Source organism: Candidatus Flexifilum breve (assembly GCF_016713355.1).
Genome location: NZ_JADJPI010000035.1, coordinates 254,157 through 275,850 on the forward strand (window position 1 = coordinate 254,157; position 21,694 = coordinate 275,850).

General features: G+C 60.7%; 18 protein-coding genes and 1 pseudogene. 13 read left to right on the forward strand and 6 right to left on the reverse strand.

Annotation, left to right across the window (positions count from 1 at the left end):
* Position 1: 1 nt before the first annotated feature.
* From IPK17_RS24070 to IPK17_RS24095, 5 genes and pseudogenes are all read right to left on the reverse strand, one after another.
* On the reverse strand, positions 2–961 hold the full coding sequence (locus tag IPK17_RS24070) for an ATP-grasp domain-containing protein (RefSeq protein ID WP_343420242.1): 960 nt from the start codon (positions 959–961) through the stop codon (positions 2–4).
* A gap of 102 nt (positions 962–1,063) precedes the next feature.
* Complete coding sequence (locus tag IPK17_RS24075; RefSeq protein ID WP_343420243.1) at positions 1,064–1,789, reverse strand: esterase family protein; 726 nt, start codon at positions 1,787–1,789, stop codon at positions 1,064–1,066.
* Positions 1,786–2,933, reverse strand: a pseudogene (locus tag IPK17_RS41120) (S8 family serine peptidase). Before IPK17_RS41120 ends, IPK17_RS24075 begins: the two are co-directional and overlap by 4 nt.
* 29 nt (positions 2,934–2,962) lie before the next feature.
* Positions 2,963–4,177 (reverse strand): ATP-grasp domain-containing protein, encoded by a 1,215-nt coding sequence (locus IPK17_RS24090; RefSeq protein ID WP_343420245.1) that lies wholly within the window; start codon positions 4,175–4,177, stop codon positions 2,963–2,965.
* A 58-nt stretch (positions 4,178–4,235) separates the two neighbouring features.
* Positions 4,236–5,651 (reverse strand): gluconokinase, encoded by a 1,416-nt coding sequence (locus IPK17_RS24095; RefSeq protein WP_343420246.1) that lies wholly within the window; start codon positions 5,649–5,651, stop codon positions 4,236–4,238.
* A gap of 150 nt (positions 5,652–5,801) precedes the next feature.
* On the opposite strand from IPK17_RS24095, the gene nagA reads away from it, so the two are divergent.
* The 11 genes from nagA (at position 5,802) to IPK17_RS24150 (ending at position 17,647) form a co-directional block, all read left to right on the forward strand.
* Positions 5,802–6,962 carry an N-acetylglucosamine-6-phosphate deacetylase gene (gene nagA / locus IPK17_RS24100; protein ID WP_343420247.1) on the forward strand — a complete coding sequence of 387 codons (1,161 nt, stop codon included), beginning with the start codon at positions 5,802–5,804 and terminating at the stop codon, positions 6,960–6,962.
* Positions 6,959–7,969, forward strand: coding sequence for a 3-oxoacyl-ACP synthase (locus IPK17_RS24105; protein WP_343420248.1), 1,011 nt, complete (start codon positions 6,959–6,961; stop codon positions 7,967–7,969). Before nagA ends, IPK17_RS24105 begins: the two co-directional genes overlap by 4 nt.
* A 3-nt stretch (positions 7,970–7,972) precedes the next feature.
* Positions 7,973–8,431, forward strand: a complete 459-nt coding sequence (locus IPK17_RS24110; RefSeq protein ID WP_343420249.1) for a methyltransferase family protein — start codon at positions 7,973–7,975, stop codon at positions 8,429–8,431.
* Positions 8,432–8,444: 13 nt separating this feature from the next.
* Positions 8,445–9,980 (forward strand): acyl-CoA synthetase, encoded by a 1,536-nt coding sequence (locus IPK17_RS24115; RefSeq protein WP_343420250.1) that lies wholly within the window; start codon positions 8,445–8,447, stop codon positions 9,978–9,980.
* Complete coding sequence (locus IPK17_RS24120) at positions 9,980–11,518, forward strand: acyl-CoA synthetase (protein ID WP_343420251.1); 1,539 nt, start codon at positions 9,980–9,982, stop codon at positions 11,516–11,518. Before IPK17_RS24115 ends, IPK17_RS24120 begins: the two co-directional genes overlap by 1 nt.
* Before the next feature lie 74 nt (positions 11,519–11,592).
* Positions 11,593–12,660 carry an alpha/beta hydrolase gene (locus IPK17_RS24125; protein ID WP_343420252.1) on the forward strand — a complete coding sequence of 356 codons (1,068 nt, stop codon included), beginning with the start codon at positions 11,593–11,595 and terminating at the stop codon, positions 12,658–12,660.
* Between the two features lie 54 nt (positions 12,661–12,714).
* Positions 12,715–14,004: a substrate-binding domain-containing protein gene (locus IPK17_RS24130; protein ID WP_343420253.1), complete on the forward strand. Its 1,290-nt coding sequence runs from the start codon at positions 12,715–12,717 to the stop codon at positions 14,002–14,004.
* A gap of 56 nt (positions 14,005–14,060) precedes the next feature.
* The gene (locus IPK17_RS24135; RefSeq protein WP_343420254.1) at positions 14,061–14,858 is read left to right on the forward strand and encodes an ABC transporter ATP-binding protein; all 798 of its coding nucleotides are present in this window, start codon (positions 14,061–14,063) and stop codon (positions 14,856–14,858) included.
* Positions 14,848–15,555, forward strand: a complete 708-nt coding sequence (locus IPK17_RS24140) for an ABC transporter ATP-binding protein (RefSeq protein WP_343420255.1) — start codon at positions 14,848–14,850, stop codon at positions 15,553–15,555. Before IPK17_RS24135 ends, IPK17_RS24140 begins: the two co-directional genes overlap by 11 nt.
* 12 nt (positions 15,556–15,567) lie before the next feature.
* Positions 15,568–16,557: a branched-chain amino acid ABC transporter permease gene (locus IPK17_RS24145; RefSeq protein WP_343420256.1), complete on the forward strand. Its 990-nt coding sequence runs from the start codon at positions 15,568–15,570 to the stop codon at positions 16,555–16,557.
* A gap of 1 nt (position 16,558) precedes the next feature.
* Positions 16,559–17,647 (forward strand): branched-chain amino acid ABC transporter permease, encoded by a 1,089-nt coding sequence (locus IPK17_RS24150; RefSeq protein WP_343420257.1) that lies wholly within the window; start codon positions 16,559–16,561, stop codon positions 17,645–17,647.
* A 62-nt stretch (positions 17,648–17,709) separates the two neighbouring features.
* On the opposite strand, the gene IPK17_RS24155 is transcribed toward IPK17_RS24150, so the two are convergent.
* On the reverse strand, positions 17,710–18,726 hold the full coding sequence (locus IPK17_RS24155) for a LacI family DNA-binding transcriptional regulator (RefSeq protein ID WP_343420258.1): 1,017 nt from the start codon (positions 18,724–18,726) through the stop codon (positions 17,710–17,712).
* A 166-nt stretch (positions 18,727–18,892) separates the two neighbouring features.
* Between IPK17_RS24155 and IPK17_RS24160 the strand changes: the two genes are divergently transcribed.
* Positions 18,893–20,725: a thiamine pyrophosphate-dependent enzyme gene (locus IPK17_RS24160; protein WP_343420259.1), complete on the forward strand. Its 1,833-nt coding sequence runs from the start codon at positions 18,893–18,895 to the stop codon at positions 20,723–20,725.
* Positions 20,685–21,689 (forward strand): 2-oxoglutarate dehydrogenase component E1 family protein, encoded by a 1,005-nt coding sequence (locus IPK17_RS24165; protein WP_343421503.1) that lies wholly within the window; start codon positions 20,685–20,687, stop codon positions 21,687–21,689. The genes IPK17_RS24160 and IPK17_RS24165 overlap by 41 nt, the downstream gene beginning before the upstream one ends.
* Positions 21,690–21,694 lie beyond the last annotated feature (5 nt).

Sequence of the window (21,694 nt, forward strand, 5' to 3'; positions counted from 1 at the left end):
GCTACACCGCCTTCTCAGAACGCGCCTTCACCAGTTCACCCCACGTATAGCGATCCCGCGTGCCCTCATTCGACCGCGCTAACCGAATAGTCATATCGGCCATGTGCACGACCATCCACTCGAAATGCCCACGCCCCAGCGAGTTCACATCCATATCCGGCGCGGGGTTCATGAAGTCGATAGCATACGGCACGCCATCTTTGATCGCGAACTCACAGGTGTTCATGTCGTAGCCGAACGTTCGGCAGATGGTCAACGTATCGTTGTACAGGCGCTCGTACAAATCCTGGGAGAAACCATGCTCCGGGCTGTAGTACCGCGCATTCGGGTTGTAGCGCATCACGCGCACATCGCTTTGACCGAGGCCCATGCAGCGGGCGTAATCATCCCACTTTATGTACTCTTGCAGGATCATCGACAGCAGGCCGGACTGGTTGTACTTGTCCCATAAATCGTCCATGTCTTTGATCACGTACACTTCTTTCCAGCCACCGCCGTGCGCGTCTTTAAGGATGCACGGAAACCCGCCGACCGCGTTCACCAGCCCCTCCCATTCAATGGGATAACGCAGGTTGCGCAGGCTCTCATTGTGGACGATACCCGGCACATATTCTTTGTTCGGCAGCGCGACCGTGCGCGGCTGCGCGATGCCGACCCGTTCGGCCAGCGCCGCCCCGAAGAACTTGTCATCCGCCGTCCACATGAATGGATCGTTGACGACCTTCACCCCTTGCAGCGCCGCATGCTTGAGGAACAGGCGGTAGTACGGAACTTCATGGGAAATGCGATCCACAATCACACGGTAATCGACCGGCTCATTGATCATCGTGCCGCCGATGCGCACATATTCGGCGACTACTCCGGTCTCCGCCGTGCGGCGATTCACTTCGTCCAGAAAAGCCGGGGGCCATGACCACTCCCGACCTACAAACAATCCAATTTTGAGCGGTTCGCTTGCCATGAGAGTTCCTCAGAAATTTTACGAAAAATCCAGTATAGCGTAATTGTAGTGCAGTCTGCTTGTCAGTGTTGCCAGAAAAAACAGAGCGCACTTCTGTGCGCCCTATCTCTTAAGCATTGCCAAACATATACATGGGAACCATGCGGTACCAGTACGGCCAGTCGTGACACCAACCGTCCCATTCCCGCAGCCCATTACCGATGCCTTTGCTCCAGAGCAGCCCGGACATATCGCGCGAGTGCTGGACGAGCGGATCGGTGTTGCCCACCGGGATGATGATCTCTGATGCTGAAGCGCCGCGAGGCGCCCCGGATCATTCTCTCCGGCGATGAACTGCATCGGGTTATTGAAGTACACGTAGTCATCGCTGTAGCCGCCTGTGAAGCGGCGAATGTCGTACAACCCGGCAATCGCCAGAATCCGATCTACGCGGTGCGGATACTTGAGGCCGAAGCTCATGGCGTGGAACGCGCCGAAGCTCATCCCGGCCGTGATCAGGTACGGGTTGCTGTTCTTCTGGTTCATCAGCGGCAGCACTTCATTGTGCAAATACTCGAAGTACTGGTGATGCCGGTACGCCCGACCGCCGGGGTGCGCCCACCAGCAGTACCAACTCTCGGTATCGACGCTGTCCACACAATAGAGCTGCAGCCACCCCTTTTCGATTGGCTCGCGCAGCGCGTTGATCATGCCGCGATCTTCCCACTCGTAGAACTTGCCCATTGATGTGGGGAAAACAAGCGCCCGCGCACCCGCATGCCCGAAAATGAGCAAATCCATGTGGCGGTTGAGCGACGGGCTGTACCAGCGGTGATATTCACGATTCATATCTGCTCCTCGACTGCTGCTAGAACGGCGTTAGCCGCATGGATCGTACCTGCACCCTGCTGCGCCCGCCCGACATCCGGAAGCGGCACCGCTGTGCGCAGCAAAATGGAGTGGATGGCCGCCGGCGTCAGCCGGGGATTCGCTTCGAGCATTTGCGCGACCAGCGATGTGACAATCGCCGCCGACACCGACGTGCCATCGACATGCTGATGCTTCCCATCAATCAGCTTGTGGGTATTGATGCGCGCCTGCAGCTGCGCGTACAAGTGCTCGCCCGGATGCTGCGCTTCTTCGAGCGACAAGCCCAAGTCAGCATAGCCGCGCGTCAGCAGCCGTTTCAAGCCGCGTTCGCTCTCCGATTGCAGCAGCGGACCGAGCCAATAGGCTTCGCGTGCCACACCTGACCCGGGCAGAATCGGCGAGGCGATCCACACGGCGGGCGCGGTCACATCCGGCTTGGAACTGCCATCATAGCCCGTCCCATAGTCGTTGTGATACGCTGACCACTGCGTGCGATCGGTCGTGTTCGAGTCGTTGTACCCGCCCACGGTAATGGCGTGGGGCGAACTCGCGGGCGGCACCAGCGAGTCGTGCCCGCGATTACCCGCCGCCGCGATGACCGTGACCCCGCGTCCACCAGCTTGCGAATCGCCTTGTAGATGGGATGCTCGGGGTCATAACTGACGAAGTCGCCACCGACCGAGAGGTTGACCACTTTGACGCCATAATGGACGTGCGTATCGATCAACCAGCGCAGGCCACGCAGAATGTCGCTCTCTTTGACCAAGCCGCGCGGACTAGTGATCTTGATGAGCACGAGGCGGCTGTCGGCGGCGAGACCTTTGAAGCGCCCGCCCGATTCCCAGCCGCTGCCCGCGGCGACGACGCTGGTCATCTGGCCGTGCCAACTGAGATCGTCGGGCGTCATGACCTCATGCTGCTCGATAATGTGATTGGTCGAAGCGTCCGCATGCACGAGGATGCGGTCGCCTAAGTCGGGATGCATGTAGTAGCCGGAGTCAATGAAAGCGATCACGACTCCGCGTCCGGTATAGTGTGTCGACGCGCCTAATCGCTCATGGAGCGAGAGCACGCCCCGTTGGAAGGTTTCGGCGTAGGGAACATTGGCACTGAACAAGGGCATAACGTTTCTGCTTCAATCCGTGTGTGTGATTAACCCGATTGTCCGGTACGCGATGCATCCATCGGCGGCGCGGAGGTGCTGAAATCGTACACAAAGCGTTCGCTGTAGTCGCCGAGCAAAGCTTCGATCCGTCCGGCGTCCGGTGACCGCAAGACCAGCACTGCGTGGTGCGGCTTATCGGCTTTCCACACCACTTCTGGCGCATTGTAGGCTGATAGATCGGGCTCCGCTTGACGCGCCAGCGTCACGAGCAGGCCGCCGTAATCGTCACGGATGCGCGGCGGCTCGTAGGTTTCGTTGCGCAGCATGGCAATTTCCAACCGCCCCCATTCGCGCCATGGGTTGAATCCGGTCGCGTGTTCGAGCATATCGGCGATGAACGCCCCACCCACGCGCGCCGCGACTTCGAGGAAATAGAACTCGCCGTTGTCGTGCGCCCGGATGAATTCAGCATGCGTCACCCCATTCGCCATGCCCAGTGTATCCACGATGACCTTTTCATTAAGGCGAATCAGTTCGCGGGACTCGAGTGATTCGCGGGGCAGAATGCGACTGCTGAACACGCCGCCGCCGGAATAGACCTGTAGCGGCGGCTTGCCATACTTCTGTACGCTGGCAAACACAACACGCTTGTTTACGGTCAACGCGTCGACGTGATACACATCGCCGGGGACAAAGTGTTCGAGGAGATAGTATGACTGGCGATCACCGAGTTGATCGAGCGTGCGCCACACCTGCTCGCTGTTCTCCGGCTTGGTAATGCCCATCGACCCGGCTTCGGTGCGCGGTTTGAGCACCCACGGCGCGGGCACGCGCTCCATGTACTCGCGCAGATGATCGTAGTTGAGGATTTGGACAAATTCCGGCACACGCACCCCGGCGTTGTGCGCTTTCTCGCGCATGACCAGCTTGTCACGGAAGTTGCGCACCGCGGTGACGCCCATCCCCGGCAGGCGCAGATGTTCGCGCAGCATCGCTACCAGCTCGACTTCGAATTCGTCGAGCGGCAGGATATGATCGATCTGCCAGCCTCGGCACATGTAGGTGATGGTGTTGATCACGTCCTGATAGCGGCGCAAATCCGGCGTCGTCATGAAGTGATCAATGGCGTCATGCGGCCACGGTTGGTCGGCCAACGACTCTTCGGTGAGGAGAATGACGCGGCAGCCCAATTCTTTGACCGTCCGCAGCAGGACATCGCCCTTATACGAGCTCGACAGGAATAGCACCGTCAACGGTTTCATGCGCGTCCTTTGTCAGCACAAGTTGTAGGCTAAAAACTATAGCAAATTTCCGTGATTTCTACACGGGCGCATACAGCCGAGCATACAGATCCTGCTGGCGCGCTAGGGCCACCGCCATGATTCGCGCGTGCTCCGGCTGCGGCGTGTATACCGCGCCGAGCGCCGGACTCGCCGCCTGCGCATCCACGCCGAGCGCAGCGAACGCGAGCACCGCCGTCCCCCACGCGGTGATCGCGCTCTCGGATTCCAGCACACTCACCGTACGGTTGAGCGTATTGGCAATCATCTGCGCCCACGTTGGTGAGAGCGCCCCACCGCTCCCAATGACGGCGGCGTCCGGGGCATCCAGTTGATCGGCGATGGCGGCGAGACGCAGGGCAACGCCTTCCAGCGCCGCTTGGAGTACGTCGAGCGGCGTGGTGGAGAGGCGCAGACCAATCACCGATCCGGTCGCATGCGCCGACCAGCCGGGACTCCGCTCGCCCGCCAACAGCGGCAGAAACGTGAGGCCATGCGCGTCCGGTGGACGCTCGCCAACCGCTTGCATGTCTGCTTCTGTGAGCTTGAGCGTCGAACGCGCCCACTGGAAGATGTTTCCACCTTCACTCGTCGCCCCGCCAATCAGATGCTGTACCCGGTTTACGCGATAATTCCACAGCCCAAACGGCACTCGTGGCCGAGCGACCCTTGTGACTATGCGCAACGCCGCAGTTGTACCAAGCGTGAGCGCGATTTTCGATGGATCGGTGCAGCCGGTCCCAATGTTAGCTGCCGCGCCATCCCCCACCGCAAGGAAGAACGGCACGTTTGCCAACTGCGGCCACCGCACCGTGCCGCTGAGCGGACTATCGTAGTCGGATAGTCCGGGCAGCACCGCTGCGTTCAGTCCGAGCGTGTCCAGCCACTGCGCATCCCACGTCAGCGTCTCCCGGTTGAGCATCCCACTCCAGGAAGCGACCGAATAGCTCATCGGGACCACAGCACTAGGAAACCAACAGCGGTAAAGGTAGCTTCCGGCGTCAATCCACTGCGCCACCTGCGCGAACAGTGCTGGCTCCGTGCGCCGCAGCCAGTGCAACCGGGCGGGCAAATACGCCGTGTGCTGCACCGTCCCCGTGCGCTGATGCATGGCGCGCACATCGATCTTCTGACGCAGCGCGAGCACATCGTCGGCGCTGCGCGTGTCGGCATAGGTGTAAATCGGAGTGAGCGCTCGCCCCCGAACATCCACGCCGAGCACATTGCCGACAAATGTGTCCATGCCCACTGCGAAGATTTCCCCCGCAAACGGCAGCACCTCATCGATAGCCGCTTCCACGTGCTGGCGCAGCACTTCTGCATCCATCGTCGCCGCGCCAGCCGGAATCACATCGAAGCTGTAGGTGCGCCGAGCGCTGTGTACCAGTGTGCCGCGCTCGTCAAAAATCATCGCCCGCACGGACGAACTTCCGATATCAAGTATGAGTACCTGCATGCTGTTCCTCTTTCGCGGCGAACTGGGCCACCCCCAGCGCCGCCAGATTGGTTATACTCCGTTCGCGTGGGCGGTAACAACCTTTTTATGTAGTTGCGCCGCGCCCCGTCTCAACCTACCATGTCAGTAATTGTTTGAGGTGAACTAATTTTGATTCCTGTTTCAAGTATTTTTGTCAATGCGCAGATCATCACCCCACTCGGCGTAATTCCGCGTGGCTGGCTGCTCGTACGTGATGGTCGGATTGCCGCGTACGGTCGCGGTGACGCCCCCACAGCCGACAGCGTGATCGATGCCGCAGGCGCGACGCTGCTCCCCGGTTTCGTCGACGTGCATGTCCACGGCGGCGCAAACTTCGAAGCAATGGACGCCACTCCCGAGGCGCTGCACACCATGTCCGGGTTTTACGCGCGGCATGGAGTCACCTCGTTTCTCGCCACCACATGGACGGATTCACGTGAACGCATTCAAGCCGCGCTCGAAACTATCGCCGCCTTAACTGGCACCGAAATGCGCGGCGCGGCCCTCGTCGGCGCGCATGTCGAAGGGCCATTCCTCAACCCGGCGCGCTGCGGGGCACAGAGCACCACCTACATTCGCCGCGCTGACCGCGATGAAGGCCTCGACTTTTTGAATACAGGCTGCATTCGATTGATGGCCGTTGCGCCCGAATACCCGGAAAACCACTGGCTGATTCGCGAGTGTTCGCAGCGTGGCATAGCTGTATCTGCCGCACACACCGCCGCTACCTACGACGACATGTGCGCCGCCGTCGAGTTGGGCTTGACGCAGACAACGCACACCTTCAATGCCATGACGGGGCTGCATCACCGCGAACCGGGTACGCTCGGTGCGGCGCTCACCCTGCCCCAACTCCGCTGCGAGCTCATCGCCGACAACATTCACGTGCATCCCGCCGCGATGAAGCTGGTCTGGCTGGCCAAGGGCGCGGATGGCGTCATCCTCATCACCGACGCGGTGCGCGGCGCGGGCATGCCCGACGGTGAATACCCCATTGACGACCGCGTGATCACCATAAAAGACGGCGCGGCACGGCTGCCTGATGGCACGCTGGCCGGCAGCACCCTCACCTTCGACGTAGCGGTGCGCAACTTCATGGCGGCGACGGGTGAGCCATTAGCCAACATTTGGCAGGCCACGAGTCTCAACGCCGCGCGCAATGTTGGTATCTCGAACCGTAAAGGCAGCATTGAACTCGGCAAAGACGCGGATTTGATCCTCGTGGATGAGCGCATCAATGTGCAGCTCACAATGGTCGAAGGCCGCGTGGTCTACAGGGAGAACGCATGACTGACGTAGGCATTATCGGCATGGGGACTTACTTCCCCAGTGCCATCCAGACCGCCGCGGATTTGGTCGAGGCGACCGGTATTCCCGAAGCGGTGCTGCGCGACAAAATGGGCATTCGCCAGCGCCACATCGCCGGGGACGACGACAGCGTGACGGCGATGGCCTCGCGCGCTTCAATCGAGGCGATTCAGTCGGCAGGCATCACGCCAGAACAGATCAAGCTGGTGATTTCGCACGGCAGCGAATTCAAAGATCATCTGGTGTGGAACGCCGCCGCGAAGATTCAGGCCAATGTCGGCGCGGTCAATGCCTACTCGTTCGAGATGTACGCGCTGTGCGCGGGCGCGCCGATTGCCATGAACATGGCGAAGAGCATGATGCTCGGCGACTCCAGCCTCGACACGGTGCTGCTCGCTGCGGGCAGCCGCGAAAACGACCTGATCAACCTGAAAAACGCGCGCTCACGCTTCATGTTCAACTTTGGCGCGGGCGGCGGCGCGATGCTGCTCCAGCGCGGCGCAACCAAAAACCTGATTCTGGGCGCATCCGCCATCACCGATGGCACACTCTCGGAGACGGTGATCGTCACGCGCGAACCGGAAGCAGTCGTGGGCATTGCCGACGACGGCATCGGCGATTTGCGCGGGCGGCTCGACGTGCAGAACGGCGACTACATGGCGGAACGACTCGGCGGTTCGTCGCTCGGCAACTTCCAGCGCGTGATCACCGAAGCCGTCGACAAGAGCGGCGCGAAACTCGCAGATGTCAAATTTCTCGGCATCACGCATATGAAGCGCTCGTTTTATCTGGAAATCCTGCAATCGGTCGGCTTAACCGCCGAACAATCTATCTATCTGGAAGATCACGGCCATGTGCAAAGTGTCGATCAAGTGCTGGCGCTTCAGCTCGGGTTGGCGCAGGGCAAAATCAAGCCCGGCGATTTGATCGTGCTGGCGGGCGCAGGCACAGGCTATACGTGGAGCGCCGTCGCGGTGCGGTGGGGCTAGCCGATGAGCCGCGCTGTGCTGTTCGTCCTCCTCCAGTTTGTTCTGTTCGGCGTGTTCGCGGTGCTGTTGATCGCGTTTCCGGTCGGCGGCGGGCTGGTGCTGCCCGGCTTCCTGATTGTGATCGCCGCCTTTGCGGTGATCATGTTCGGCATACTGGAACACATGCGGCGCAACGCGGCGCTGCCCAACATCACGCCCACGCCCAATCAGAACGTCGGCCTAGTGGAGACAGGCGTCTACAAGTGGATTCGCCACCCCATTTACACCGGGGTGATCTTCGGAGCCTTCGGCGCGGCCCTAGCGCACGGTCACATCGTGCCGCTCCTGATGACGGTCGTGTTCATCGTCTTTTTTGGTCAGAAAGCCCGGTTTGAAGAAGCCATGCTGCGGACAGTCTACCCGCAGTATGCCGAATACATGACGCGCACGGGGCGCTTTGTCCCCGGCATCAACTTTATTTGACATGGTTAACCTTGTGGAACCGCAAAAGTCCTTCTTTGTCACCGATTGGTTGGATCGTCGCGCCAAACTGAGCGGCGACCGCATCGCCCTGCATGATGCGCTGAGCGGGCGCGACATCAGCTACCGCGCGTGGAACGCCATCGCCAATCGCACGGCCAATATGCTCGATTCGCTCGGCGTGCAGGCGGGCGATCGCGTTGCTATCTATTCGACCAACTGTGTCGAATACCTCGACTTGCTCATGGCCTGCAACAAGACTGGAGCAGTTCTTCAAGTGCTGAACTGGCGTCTGGCGATTCCCGAAATGCGTGTGGTGCTCAATGACGCCGCGCCCGTCGTGCTCGTCTACTCCGACGAGTTCGTCAGTCAGGTCAACACCCTGCGCTCGGACATCCCCTCGGTACGGCGCTTCGTCGCGCTCAATCAACTGGCCGATTCGGCCGATCTGCCCTTCGCGGAACGTGAATCCTGCCCAACGGCGTGGGACAAGCTGCCCGAGCTCCACCCCGACGCGCCGTGGGTGATCTGCTATACCGGCGGCACGACCGGCATCCCGAAAGGCGCGATTCTCACGCATGGCAACATGACGTGGAACAGCGTCAATGCCGTGATGAGCGTGCCCCTTAACCAGAATGATGTCTTCCTGCTCAGTATGCCGCTCTTTCACACGGGCGGGCTGAACATCTTCACGCTGCCCTTGTTCCACGTGGGTGGCAAGGTGATCGTCACCAAAGCCTTCGATGTGGAGAAGGCGCTTGACTTCATCGAGCAGCAGCAGGTCACCGTCTACCTCGCCGTACCGACCATGTACGCGCTGATGCAGGCGCATCCCCGCTGGGAAACAGCGAACTTTTCCAGCATCAAGGCGATGTTCAGCGGCGGGGCGCCCTGCCCCGAGCCGATCTACCAGAAGTTCTGGGCGAAAGGCGTGCAGCAGTTCCGCGTCAGCTACGGGCTAACCGAAGGCGGCCCCTACAATATCTGGCTGCCCAACCACGATATTCAGCGTAAACCGGGCGCGATTGGCGTACCCGTATTTCATGCCGATGTCCGCATCGTCCACGAAGACGGCTCACTGTGCGTGGCAGATGAACCCGGCGAACTTATCACCCGCGGCATGCACGTCATTCCCGGTTACTGGAACAACCCGGATGCGACCGCCAAAACGGTCGTTGATGGCTGGCTGCACACGGGCGACCTCGCCCGCGCCGACGATGAAGGCTACATCTGGGTGATCGGGCGCATCAAAGACATGATCATCAGCGGCGGTGAGAACGTCTATCCCGCCGAAATCGAAAGCGTGCTCATGGCGCATCCCGACGTGGCCGAAGCGGTCGTCATCGGTGTGCCTGATGACAAGTGGGGCGAAGTCGGCTGGGCGGTCGTCGTCGCCAAAGGCCAAATCACCGCCGAGGCGCTGACCATCTTCATGAGTGACCGTCTCGCCAAGTACAAAGTTCCGAAAAACGTGGTGTTTGTGGACGCCATCCCGAAGACCGCCGTGGGTAAAATCGACAAAAAAGCCGTAGCGCAAAAAGTGTTATCGTGATGGAAACGCAAAAGTCTTTTTACGTCACCGACTGGCTGGATCGCCGGGCGAAGCTCTCGCCGGATCGGATTGCGCTGGAAGAAGCCGCAACCGGGCGCGAGATCAGCTACCGCGCGTGGAATGCGAGCGCCAACCGCACCGCGAACTATCTGCGTTCGCTCGGCGTTGGGCGCGGTGACCGAGTGGCCGTCTATGCCGCCAACAGCCTCGACTATCTCGATGTTTGGATGGCATGCGGCAAGATCGGCGCGATCCTGCAAAACCTCAACTGGCGCTTGACCGTCACCGAGCTGCAAGCCCTGCTCATCGACGCCGCGCCGCTCGTGCTCATCTATTCGGATGAATATGCTCAGCAGGTGAACGCGCTGCGTCCGCATGTGCTGAGTGTGCGCCACTTCGTCGCCTTTGGCGCTAAGGCTGATGCGTCGGACTGCGCCTTCCGCGACCGCGATCAGCAGCCCAAGTTGCTCGCCGACCGCCCCGAGCTGGTACTCGACGATCCGTGGGTGATTTGCTACACGGGTGGCACGACGGGCTTGCCCAAGGGCGCGATCCTCACGCATGGCAACATGACGTGGAACAGCATCAACACGGTTGTCTCGTGGGGCTTGGACGAGCACGATGTCGCCATCCTCAACTCGCCGCTGTTTCACACAGGCGGCTTGAACGTCTTCACGCTCCCGCTCATTCACATCGGCGGCAAGAGCATCGTGTGCAAGGGCTTCGATGCGGCGAGCGTCTTCGACCTCATCGACCAGCACGGCGTCACGCTTTACTTCGGCGTGCCGACCATGTTCGTGGTCATGCAGGCACATGAACGCTGGGAAGCGGCGGATTTCTCGCGCCTCAAGCTGATCATCAGCGGCGGCGCGCCCTGCCCTCTACCAGTCTTCGAGAAGTTCTGGGCCAAAGGTGTCGACTTCAAGACGGGCTATGGCCTGACCGAAGCCGGACCGAATACCTTTTGGCTGCCGCAAGCCGATGTCCGCCGCAAGCCAGGCGCGGTCGGTTTCCCGTTGTTCCATGTCGATGTCAAAGTTGTCCGCCCGGACGGATCAGCGTGCAGCGCTTCTGAACCGGGCGAACTGCTCATCCGCGGCGGGCATGTCACGCCCGGCTACTGGAACAATCCCGAAGCGACCGCCAAGACCATCGTCGCTGGCTGGCTGCATACCGGCGATCTCGCGAGCTGCGATGACGAGGGCTACTACACCAGCGTGGGCCGCTTGAAGGACATGATCATCAGGGGCGGCGAGAACATTTACCCGGCGGAAGTCGAGAGCGTCATGCACGCGCACCCCGCCGTCGCGGAAGCCGCGCTGATCGGGGTACCAGATGCGAAGTGGGGCGAAGTTGGACGCGCAGTGATCGTCGTCAAGCCGGGGCAAACGCTCACAGCCGACGAACTGATCGCTTTCCTGACGAACCGCCTAGCCAAGTACAAAGTTCCCAAGACCGTCGTCTTCGTCGCTGAACTGCCGAAGACCGGTCCCGGTAAAATCGACAAGCGACAGCTCGTCGAGCAGTATGGTCGTTAGTTAGACATCTTCTTTGGACGGGGTACGCCTCGTCCGTCATGACATAGTTGGCTTATTCTGAGGACAAGAAAACGATGCCTATTCCGACGCTACCCGGCATAACAGCCCAAACCATCACCAGCCCGCGCATCACCACGCGCGTCCTGTTTTTCGGCCCCGAGGACGGCATTCCGGTGCTGTTCCTGCACGGCAACGCCTCCTCCGCGACTTACTGGGAGGAGATCATGACCATGCTTCCGGCGGGCTACCGCGGCATCGCGCCAGATCAGCGCGCTTATGGCGATGCGGATCGCGCCAAGAAGATCGACGCCACACGCGGTATGGGCGACCTCGCCGACGATGCGATCGCACTGCTCGACACGCTCGGCTACGACAAAGTGCATGTCGCGGGTCATTCGCTCGGCGGGTCGGTTGTGTGGCGCTTGCTCGCCGACTACCCGCAGCGCTTCCTCACCGCAACCGTCGTCTGCCCCGGTTCGCCCTACGGCTACGGCGGCACCAAAGACATCAACGGCACGCCGACCTTCCCCGACTTTGCGGGTTCCGGCGGCGGCACGGTCAACGCCGCGTTTGCCCAACGCATGAGCGAAGGCGACCGCTCGCTCGACAATCCGCAGAGCTCCCCGCGGGGCGTCATGAACGGCTTTTACTGGAAACCGCCGTTCGTCCCGCCCCGTGAAGAAGATCTGCTTTCGTCGATCCTCGCCGCGCATGTCGGCCCCGAAGACTATCCCGGCGATCATGTCGCCTCGACCAACTGGCCGGGCGTCGCTCCGGGCGTGCTCGGCCCGACCAACGGCCTGTCGCCCAAGTACGTCGGCGACTACGTGCAGCGCTTCATCACTGCCCCCCACAAGCCGGCGATTCTGTGGGTGCGCGGCAGCCACGACCTGATCATCTCCGACCAATCACTGCTGGAATTTGGCACGTTGGGCAGCCTCGGCTACGTCCCCGGTTGGCCGGGCATGGAGATTTACCCGCCGCAGCCGATGGTCAGCCAAACGCGCGCCGTCCTCGACAGTTACGCGGCCAATGGCGGCCAATATCAGGAAATCGTCATGCAGGACACGGGCCATTCTCCGTACATCGAACGCCCGGACGAATTCAACGGGTATTTCGTCGCGCATCTCGGAGCCAAGTGAGTGTATTCCGGCGATCAAGCCGATACAGCGGTATAAAATTTAGAGGAGAAAGACATGCTTCGGAAATTCGCTTTACTTTCGTTAGTCGCAGTGTTGGTGTTGGCGTTTGGCGTCAGCATTGTTGCCGCACAGGGTGAACCGCTCAAGATCGGTTTGATGACGGATCAGTCCGGTGCACTGACCATTTACGGCTATGAGCTGGAATTCGGCTTCAAGCTCGGTCTGCTCTACTCGGCGGGCATCGACCCGACCGAATTTGAGAGCATCGACGCAGCGCTCGCCACCCTCACCATCGGCGACCGTCCGGTCGAAATCCTCGTCCGTGACAACGGCGGCGATCCCGACACGGCCACCAGCCAGGCGCGTGAACTGATCGAACAGGAAGGCGTCGAAATTCTCGTGGGCGCGCCGTCCTCCGGCGTGACCGTCGCTTTGCAGCAGGTCGCGTTGGACTACGATGTGGTGCTGTTCGCCGCCCCCGGTGCCTCCCCGGCCATCACCGGCGCAAACTTCAATGTCAACACGTTCCGCGTGTGCCGCAACACCTATCAGGACTTTCTGTCCTTCGTCCCCTACGCTCAGGAAAACCTCGGCACGAACTTCGTGATCTTCGCGGCGGACTATGAGTTTGGTCGGGCCTCGGCGGGTGCGGCGCAGGCCGTCCTCGGCGCGGGTGGCATCAACTTCGTTCAGGAACCGATCTTCGCGCCGCTGGAAACCACCGACTTCACCACCTACATCCAGCAGATTCTGGACAGCGGTGCCGATGCCGTCCTGCCGATTTGGGCGGGCGACACCAGCGTCACCCTGTTCCAGCAGTTGGACGAACTGGGCGTCAAGGATCAGATGGCGGTCGTCGCAGCCTTCAACAGCAACGACATTGTCGCCCTGAGCGACCCGAGCAATATCGGCAACGTGAGCTGGATCGTCTACCAGTACGCCCTGCCGCAGAACGAAATCAATGACTGGCTCGTGGAAAAGCATCAGGCCGTCTACAGCGACGTGCCCGATCTGTTCACGGAATGCGGTTTCGCGACCGCGCAGGCGCTCTCGTCGGCGGTCAGCTCGACCAGCGGCGATACGCTGCCCGCGTCGTTGATCCCCGCGCTCGAAGGCCTCCAGTTCGACGGCCCGAAGGGCACGTACATTATCCGCCCCGGCGATCATCAGGCGCTTGTCCCGATGTACATCGTCCAGCTCGCGAACCTCGATGACCCGGATCAGAAGTTCTACACCTTGCTGCAGGAAGTCCCGGCGCTGGATATCATCCCGCCGTGCGAAGCAGGTGAAGAACGCTGCGCTCTGAACGAAGAATTCCTGGCGAGCCTCGAAGCTTCGTCCTAAGCTGTAACTAGTGGTGGGGGCGAGGGCAACCTGGCCCCCATGTCAAAAGAGATTCTATGACCCAAAAAGACATCATTCTCGAAACACGCGCTTTGCGTAAAGATTTTGGCGGTCTGGTGGCGGTTGACGCGGTCAGCATTGAGGTGCAGCGCGGCAGCCTCCATTCGATTATCGGGCCGAATGGCGCGGGCAAGACCACCTTCTTCAATCTGCTCACGGGCAATCACCGCCCCACCGCCGGCACGGTACTGTTTAACGGCAAAGATATCACCTACCTGCCACTCCACCGGCGCGCCCATCTCGGCATCGGGCGCTCGTTCCAGATCACCAACATTTTCCCCAACCTGACCGTGCTCGAAAACGTCCGCCTCGCGGCGCAGGCGCTGGGCACAATCAACTTCCGCCTGTTCCGGCGCGCCGACTCCTTCAGAGACTACATCAAGCGCGCGACCGAAGTCATTGAACTCGTCGGCCTCGCCGATATGGTCCATATGCCCGCAAATACCCTGCCACATGGCGGTAAACGCAAGCTGGAATTGGCGATTCTGCTCGCGCCGAACCCTGAAATGCTGCTGCTCGACGAACCCACGGCGGGTATGGCGTCGGAGCAGGTGCCCGAGCTGATCGGCACGATTGATACCATCCGCCAGCAAGGCGGCAAAACCATCATCATGGTCGAACATAACATGAACGTAGTCATGAACATCTCGGACAAGATCACCGTCATGAATGCCGGGCGTGTGCTGGCCGAAGGCATCCCCGCCGAAATCGCGGCCAACAAGACCGTGCAAAGCGTGTACCTCGGCGAACTCTATGGCGATTTCAGTGACTATGGAGGCGGACATGGCGGATAACATTCTCGAAGTGGGCGCTATCAGCACCTTCATCGGGCAGTTTCACATCCTCGAAGGTGTAAGCGTGACCGTCCCGCAAGGCAGCATCACGGTTCTGCTCGGGCGTAACGGTGCGGGCAAGACGACCACCCTCAAGAGCATCATGGGCATTACCCCGCCGCGCACGGGCACCGTCCTGTTCGAGGGTCAGCCGCTGGTCGGCAAGCGCCCCTACACGATTGCCAAGCTCGGCATCGGCTATGTGCCAGAACACCGCGCGATCTTCAAAGCGCTGAGCGTGCGCGAAAACCTTGAAATCGCTGAACGCAGCAAGGGTGACCTCGACCGTAAAGTCGACTTCATCTTCGAACTCTTCCCTGACTTGAAACGCCTATATACGCTCCCCGGTGGTAAGCTCTCCGGCGGGCAGCAGCAGATGCTCGCGATTGCGCGCGCGCTCGTGCCGGATAACCGCCTGCTGCTGATTGACGAGCCGAGCGAAGGTCTGGCTCCGGTCATCATTGAGCAGTTGATGCACGCCATCCGTGTACTCGCCGAAACGACAACCGTGCTGCTGGTGGAACAAAACTTCCGCATGGCGAGCAAGCTTGCCGACCGCTACGTCGTCATCGAAGAAGGCTGCAGCGTCCACACCGGCGAGATGACCAACCTGATCAACGATGCCGCGCTCATCCAGCGCTATCTCGGCGTTGCCTAAAAGGAGCGGTTTATGAACAAAACTTATTGGTTGATCGCCGTCGTCGCGGTCGCGCTGCTCCTGTTTGGTTTCGTCAACGCGAATGGCGATCTCGGCAGCTTCGGCATCACCATTATGTCTGGCTTATTTCAGGCGATGCTCCTCTTTCTGGTCGCATCCGGCCTGTCGATTGTCTTCGGTCTCATGGACGTGCTGAATTTTGCACAAGGGTCGTTCTTCATGATTGGCGCGTATGTCGGCTATGCCGTGCATCACTCGCCGCAGCTCATCAGCGTCCTGCCCAATGGCGATGTGCGCTTCGTGGTTTCGCTGCTCGCCGCGGTGCTGGTCGGCGGTGTGCTCGGCGTGTTTTTTGAGCGCGCGCTGCTGCGACCGCTCTACGCCCGCCCCATCTTTCAGATCGTGCTGACCTTCGGCGTCGCGCTCGTCATCGGCGAACTGATCAAAGTCGTGTGGACGCCCACGCCCTACAGTTGGACGGCGATGTTCACCGCGCGTTCCGGCTTCTTCACCGTGTTTGAGCAGCAGTTCAGTACCTATCGTCTATTCGTCATCGGCGCGGGCTTCCTGTTGATTATCGGGATCGGTCTGCTGCTCCAGCGCACGCGCATTGGCATCATCATCCGCGCGGGCGTAGAAGATAGCCAGATGGTCGAAGCGCTCGGCATCAACGTGCGTGCCGTGTTCACACTGGTCTTTACCCTTGGGTGTGCCGTCGCCGCGCTCGGTGGTGCAGTCGCCGCCCCCTTCCTCGGGGCTTCGACGGGCTTAGCGAACCAATTTCTGCTCTCCGCCATCGCAATTGTCGTGCTCGGCGGTTTGGGCAGCTATGGCGGTACCGCTATCGCCAGCATTCTCGTCGGCGTGGCCGTTGCCGTCATTCAGGATTGGTCGGCTTCGCCAGGCGTCAACGCGCCCGTGTGGGCAAGCCTCACGCCCATGCTCCTGCTCGTGCTGATCCTGCTCATTCGTCCCAGCGGCCTGTTCGGTAAGGAGAACTAGCATGACCTTTTGGCGCAAAACGCTCCAATCCAATACTGGTCTGCTCATCATCCTGATTTTGCTGATTTCGCTGCCGCACCTCATCGGCGCGCTGACCAACAGCGATCCGTTCGCCACCCGCGGCGCGGCGGTGAGCTGGCAGGGCACCATCATCGAAATCTACATCCTCGCCATCTTCACCATCAGCTACAACCTGCTGTTCGGGTTTTCGGGGATCATCTCGTTCGGGCATGCGCTGTTCTTCGGTATGGGGGGCTACATTCTCGGGCTAGCGCTCGAATATACCGATCTGTCACCCGACATGGGGGTGATCGTCGGCGTGCTCGGCGCCGTGCTGATCTGCGGCGTGCTCGGCCTTTTGATCGGCTTGGCATCCCTGCGGCTACGCGGGGTCTACTTCACGGTGTTCACGCTGGCGATTGCCGAATCGTTCTACATCTTCTGGGGTCGCCTGCCGCTGACCAAAGGCGAAGACGGCTTTACGCTCACCACCTTGCCAACCTGGCTTAACCCCATTGCCGACCGCATCACCTTTTATTACATCGTGCTGGCGATCTTCGTGCTCACGTTCCTGTTCATCCGACGGCTGATGTTTTCGCCGACCGGAGCGGTGCTGCTGGCCGTGCGCGAGAACGAAGAACGCGCCAAGACCATCGGCTACAATACATTGTACTTCAAGCTGATGGCCTTCACGGTTGCGGCAATGCTGGCGGCAGTCGCGGGTGTCCTCCAGGTCGTCTTCAACAAGAAGGTCGGCCCGGAACTCTTGAGCGTCGCCTACACGATTGATCCGCTGCTCATGACGATTATCGGCGGCGCAGGCACCTTCACCGGCCCGGTCGTCGGCGCGACCACACTGCATCTGCTTGACCGCTTGCTGCGTGACCGAGTAATCACCGTGACGCCCGACCTCGTGCTCGACATCGGCAAAAGCTGGATGCTGATCTCGGGCTTCATCTTCATAATCGTGGTGATGGTTTTCCCCTACGGCATCGTTGGCACGTGGAATCGCTGGCGCGCCAAACGGCGGCGACCAATCGCAGTTGCCAGTTCCACCAAGCCGACAGCCGTCGAGAAACTGCCAAGCTAGCCTACACAAAAGCGCCATCCTAGGATGGCGCTTTGTTGTCTGCTTAGTTCGTTCAAATTGAACTAGCTGCGCACGGATGCCCCGCACGACTGCCGCACGATGAGATGCGCGGGCAGCAGCACGTGATCCTGCAGCACAGGTTCTTCCTCGATCAAGCGCATGAGGATGTCCGTGGCGCGATCACCGAGGTCAGCAATCGGCTGACGCACTGTCGTGAGCGGCGGGTGCAGCGTCGACGCGAACGGCATGTCGTCAAACCCGACGACGCCGATATCGACGCCGACCCGTAAGCCAGCATCAGTGATCGCGCGCACTGCCCCCAGTGCCATCACGTCACTGGCACAGAACACCGCGTCGACGCCGTGGGCGATCAAGTGGCGCATCGCCTCATAGCTCTGAATTTCGTTGTAATCGCCGGAGAGAATCAAGTTCGGATCGGCGTCGAGGCCGGCTTCCGCCAGCGCCTCGCGGTAGCCCTGCAGACGATGCTGCGCCGCGCCCATGTTCAGCACCCCGGTGATCGTGCCGATGCGCCGATAATGCAGCGCGATCAGATGACGGACCGCTTCGCGCGATGCGCTGAGGTTGTCGACATCCACGTTGTAGGGCACGCCTTTTTGCGCCGGTCCAATCAAGACGTAGGGAAACCCGGCATCTTTCAAGCGTTCCACCAGCGGATCATCATCGACTGCCGACGCGATCAGCACACCGTCGAAAAAGCTGTTGTTCAAGATGCGATCCGTAAAGCGGTCTTCCTGCTCGGCGTTGTCGCCAATCCACAGCATGATCGCGTAATCCTGCTGGTTCGCTTTGCCGGAAATGCTTTGCAGCAGACGCGGGAAATACGGATCGGTGAAAGTCGCCGCCAGCGGCTGGGGAATGACCACACTCAGCACCTTGGTGTGCTGCGTGACCAGCGCGCGCGCCGCCTTATTCGGGCGAAAGTTCACCTCGCGGATGATTTCGAGCACCCGCTGCCGTGTGCGTTCGTTGACATTCGGCTGATTGTTGACGACCCGGGATACGGTCGATTTGGACACGCCCGCGAGTTTTGCGATTTCTTCGAGACCCTGCTTCATGAGCGATCAATCCAGTGGTGTGGCTGGTGCCTATGGGAACGTTATCAATTGGCTGATAATACCATTTAACGCACAAAAACCCGAAAAAACGGTGGGTATATTCCGACTTTGATGATAGACTCATGGCTATTCTTAAGCACAATATTCAGGATTGTGGACTCCCTCTATGACATGGAATCCGTTTTCTGGCGTCAACGCAGCCTACGTCTTTGAACTCTACGAACGCTATCTGCACGACCCCGCCTCGGTCGATGCGGCTACCCGCGCTTTCTTCGAGCGCTGGACTCCGCCAGAGCCAGCCCCCAACGCCTCGGAGGCCGCTGCTGCTCCGGTCATGGTGACGCCCGATGTCGCCAAAGTCGCCGCTGTCGTCAAGTACGCGCAAGCAATTCGCGAATACGGTCATCTCGCCGCGCAGCTTGACCCGCTGGGCTCACAGCCCCTCGGCGATCCCTCGCTCGATATGTCGTCGTACGGTTTGACCGAAGACGATCTGCGCCGTCTGCCCGCCAGCCTAGTCGGCGGGGTGCTCGCTTCGGCGCGCAATGCGCTGGACGCGACCGAACTACTGCGCGCGATCTACGCGGGCAGCATTGGTTACGACTTCGACCACATCCGCCGCCCGGAAGAGCGCGAATGGCTGCGCGAAGCGATTGAGAGCGGGCGCTATTCCGTCCGCAGCCAACCCCTCGACTCGGAAGCGCTGCTCCAGCGTCTGACCGAAGTTGAAGTGTTTGAGCGCTTCATTCACCGCATTTTCCCCGGCAAGCACCGCTTCAGCATCGAAGGTCTCGACATCATGGTGCCGATGCTGGACGAAATCATCGCGCTGCTGGCCGACGCGGGCGAAACAAACATCCTCATCGGCATGGCACACCGTGGCCGCTTGAACGTGCTCGCCCACACGCTCGGCAAGTCGTACACCAACATCTTCGCCGAATTCAAAGACCCGGTACGCAAACACCGCCACGGCGACGACATCGGCTGGATGGGCGATGTGAAGTACCACCTCGGCGGTCGCCGCGCCATCAAGAATGGCTCCCCCGTCGACTCGGTCGTGACGATGGCCCCCAACCCCAGCCATCTGGAATTCGTCAACCCGGTCGTGGAAGGCATGGCGCGCGCCGCGGGGACAGATGTCGGCAAGCGCGGCAAGCCAGCCTTTGACCCGGGCATCACGCAGCCGATTCTCATTCACGGCGATGCGGCCTTCCCCGGTCAAGGCATCGTTTCGGAGACGCTCAACCTGTCGCAGCTCCCCGGCTATTGGACCGGCGGCACGCTTCACATCATCACCAACAATCAGCTCGGTTTCACCACGAATCCGGTCGACTCGCGCAGCACGCTCTACGCCAGCGATCTCGCGAAGGGCTTCAAAATCCCGGTGCTGCACGTCAACGCCGACGATCCGGAAGCCTGCATCGAAGCCGCCCGCATCGCCTTTGGCTACCTGGCCGAGTTCGAGCGCGACTTCGTCATCGACTTGATTGGCTACCGTCGCTGGGGTCACAACGAAGGCGACGAGCCATTCTTCACGCAGCCGTTGATGTACACCAAGATCAAGAATCACCCGACAGTGCGTCAGATTTGGGCGGATACGCTCGTCAAGCGCGGCGTGATCAGCAGCGCCCGTGCCGAGGATCTCGTCAAGGATCACAATCTGAAGCTGCAATCGGTGCTCGAAGGGCTCGACCCGGAACGCGACTTGATCGAGCCGCTGCCCACGCCACCCGTGCCGAAGACCGCGCGTCGGCTCGTCACGGCCATCCCGGTCGAACGCCTGCGCGAACTTAACCGCTCGCTGCTCACCATGCCGGGTGAGCTTCAATGTGCATCCCAAGCTGGCACAAGCCATGCAGAAGCGCCGCGACGCGGTCGAGAAGCTGGACGAGCGCGTAATCGACTGGGCCACCGCCGAAGACTTGGCCGTCGCCAGCGTGCTCGAAGACGGCATCGCTGTGCGTTTAACTGGTCAGGATGTCGGGCGCGGCACGTATAGCCAGCGGCACGCCATCCTCACGGATCAGACGACCGGCGACCCGTTCGTACCGCTGCAAGCTTTACCGCAGGCCCGCGCCGCCTACGAAATCTATAACAGCCCCCTGTCCGAAGCCGCCGCGCTCGGCTTTGAATTCGGCTACAACGTGCAAGCGCCGCGCCGGCTCGTGCTGTGGGAAGCGCAGTACGGCGACTTTGACAATGGCGCACAGGTCATCATCGACGAATTTGTCGTCTCCGCCCGCGCCAAGTTCGGGCTGACGCCATCGCTCGTCATGCTGCTGCCGCACGGATACGAAGGCGCGGGGCCGGATCACAGCAGCGCGCGGCTCGAACGCTTTTTGCAGGCGACTGCCGATATCAATATGCGGGTCGCCAACCCGACCACACCCGCGCAGTACTTTCATCTGCTGCGGCGGCAGGCACTCCTGCTGGAAAGCGATCCACTGCCGCTGGTCGTGATGACGCCCAAAAGCCTGCTGCGCCACCCGCTGGTGATCTCGTCGCTCAACGAACTGGCTGAGGGTCAATGGCAGCCCGTCATCGACGATACCGCGCTTCCGGCAGCCGTCCAACGCGTGATTCTGTGCAGCGGCAAGGTGTACATTGATATCGTCAACAGCAAAGCGCGCGCCGATCATCCCGAAGTCGCCCTCGTGCGCGTCGAGCAGTTGTACCCCTTCCCCACGGAAGACTTGCAGCCGATTTTCGACCGCTACACCAACGCGACCGAAATCGTGTGGCTGCAGGAAGAACCGGAAAACGCTGGCGCGTGGGAATTTGCCCGCCCGCTGCTGCAAGATCAGCTTAAGGGACGGCTGCCGCTGCGCTACATCGGGCGACCGCGCAACTCCAGCCCGGCGGAAGGCTCGGCGACACGGCATAAGATCAATCAAGAGGCGCTGATCGCGCAGGCCTTCAGCGTGGACGTTCAGGAAAGTCTCGCGGACATTATCGTTAGGTAGAGGTA

Coding starts and splice junctions, on each gene's coding strand:
- IPK17_RS24070 (WP_343420242.1), bottom strand. CDS start 961: ATGGCAAGCGAACCGCTCAAAATTGGATTGTTTGTAGGTCGGGAGTGG.
- IPK17_RS24075 (WP_343420243.1), bottom strand. CDS start 1,789: ATGAATCGTGAATATCACCGCTGGTACAGCCCGTCGCTCAACCGCCAC.
- IPK17_RS24090 (WP_343420245.1), bottom strand. CDS start 4,177: ATGAAACCGTTGACGGTGCTATTCCTGTCGAGCTCGTATAAGGGCGAT.
- IPK17_RS24095 (WP_343420246.1), bottom strand. CDS start 5,651: ATGCAGGTACTCATACTTGATATCGGAAGTTCGTCCGTGCGGGCGATG.
- IPK17_RS24105 (WP_343420248.1), top strand. CDS start 6,959: ATGACTGACGTAGGCATTATCGGCATGGGGACTTACTTCCCCAGTGCC.
- IPK17_RS24110 (WP_343420249.1), top strand. CDS start 7,973: ATGAGCCGCGCTGTGCTGTTCGTCCTCCTCCAGTTTGTTCTGTTCGGC.
- IPK17_RS24120 (WP_343420251.1), top strand. CDS start 9,980: ATGGAAACGCAAAAGTCTTTTTACGTCACCGACTGGCTGGATCGCCGG.
- IPK17_RS24125 (WP_343420252.1), top strand. CDS start 11,593: ATGCCTATTCCGACGCTACCCGGCATAACAGCCCAAACCATCACCAGC.
- IPK17_RS24130 (WP_343420253.1), top strand. CDS start 12,715: ATGCTTCGGAAATTCGCTTTACTTTCGTTAGTCGCAGTGTTGGTGTTG.
- IPK17_RS24135 (WP_343420254.1), top strand. CDS start 14,061: ATGACCCAAAAAGACATCATTCTCGAAACACGCGCTTTGCGTAAAGAT.
- IPK17_RS24140 (WP_343420255.1), top strand. CDS start 14,848: ATGGCGGATAACATTCTCGAAGTGGGCGCTATCAGCACCTTCATCGGG.
- IPK17_RS24145 (WP_343420256.1), top strand. CDS start 15,568: ATGAACAAAACTTATTGGTTGATCGCCGTCGTCGCGGTCGCGCTGCTC.
- IPK17_RS24150 (WP_343420257.1), top strand. CDS start 16,559: ATGACCTTTTGGCGCAAAACGCTCCAATCCAATACTGGTCTGCTCATC.
- IPK17_RS24155 (WP_343420258.1), bottom strand. CDS start 18,726: ATGAAGCAGGGTCTCGAAGAAATCGCAAAACTCGCGGGCGTGTCCAAA.
- IPK17_RS24160 (WP_343420259.1), top strand. CDS start 18,893: ATGACATGGAATCCGTTTTCTGGCGTCAACGCAGCCTACGTCTTTGAA.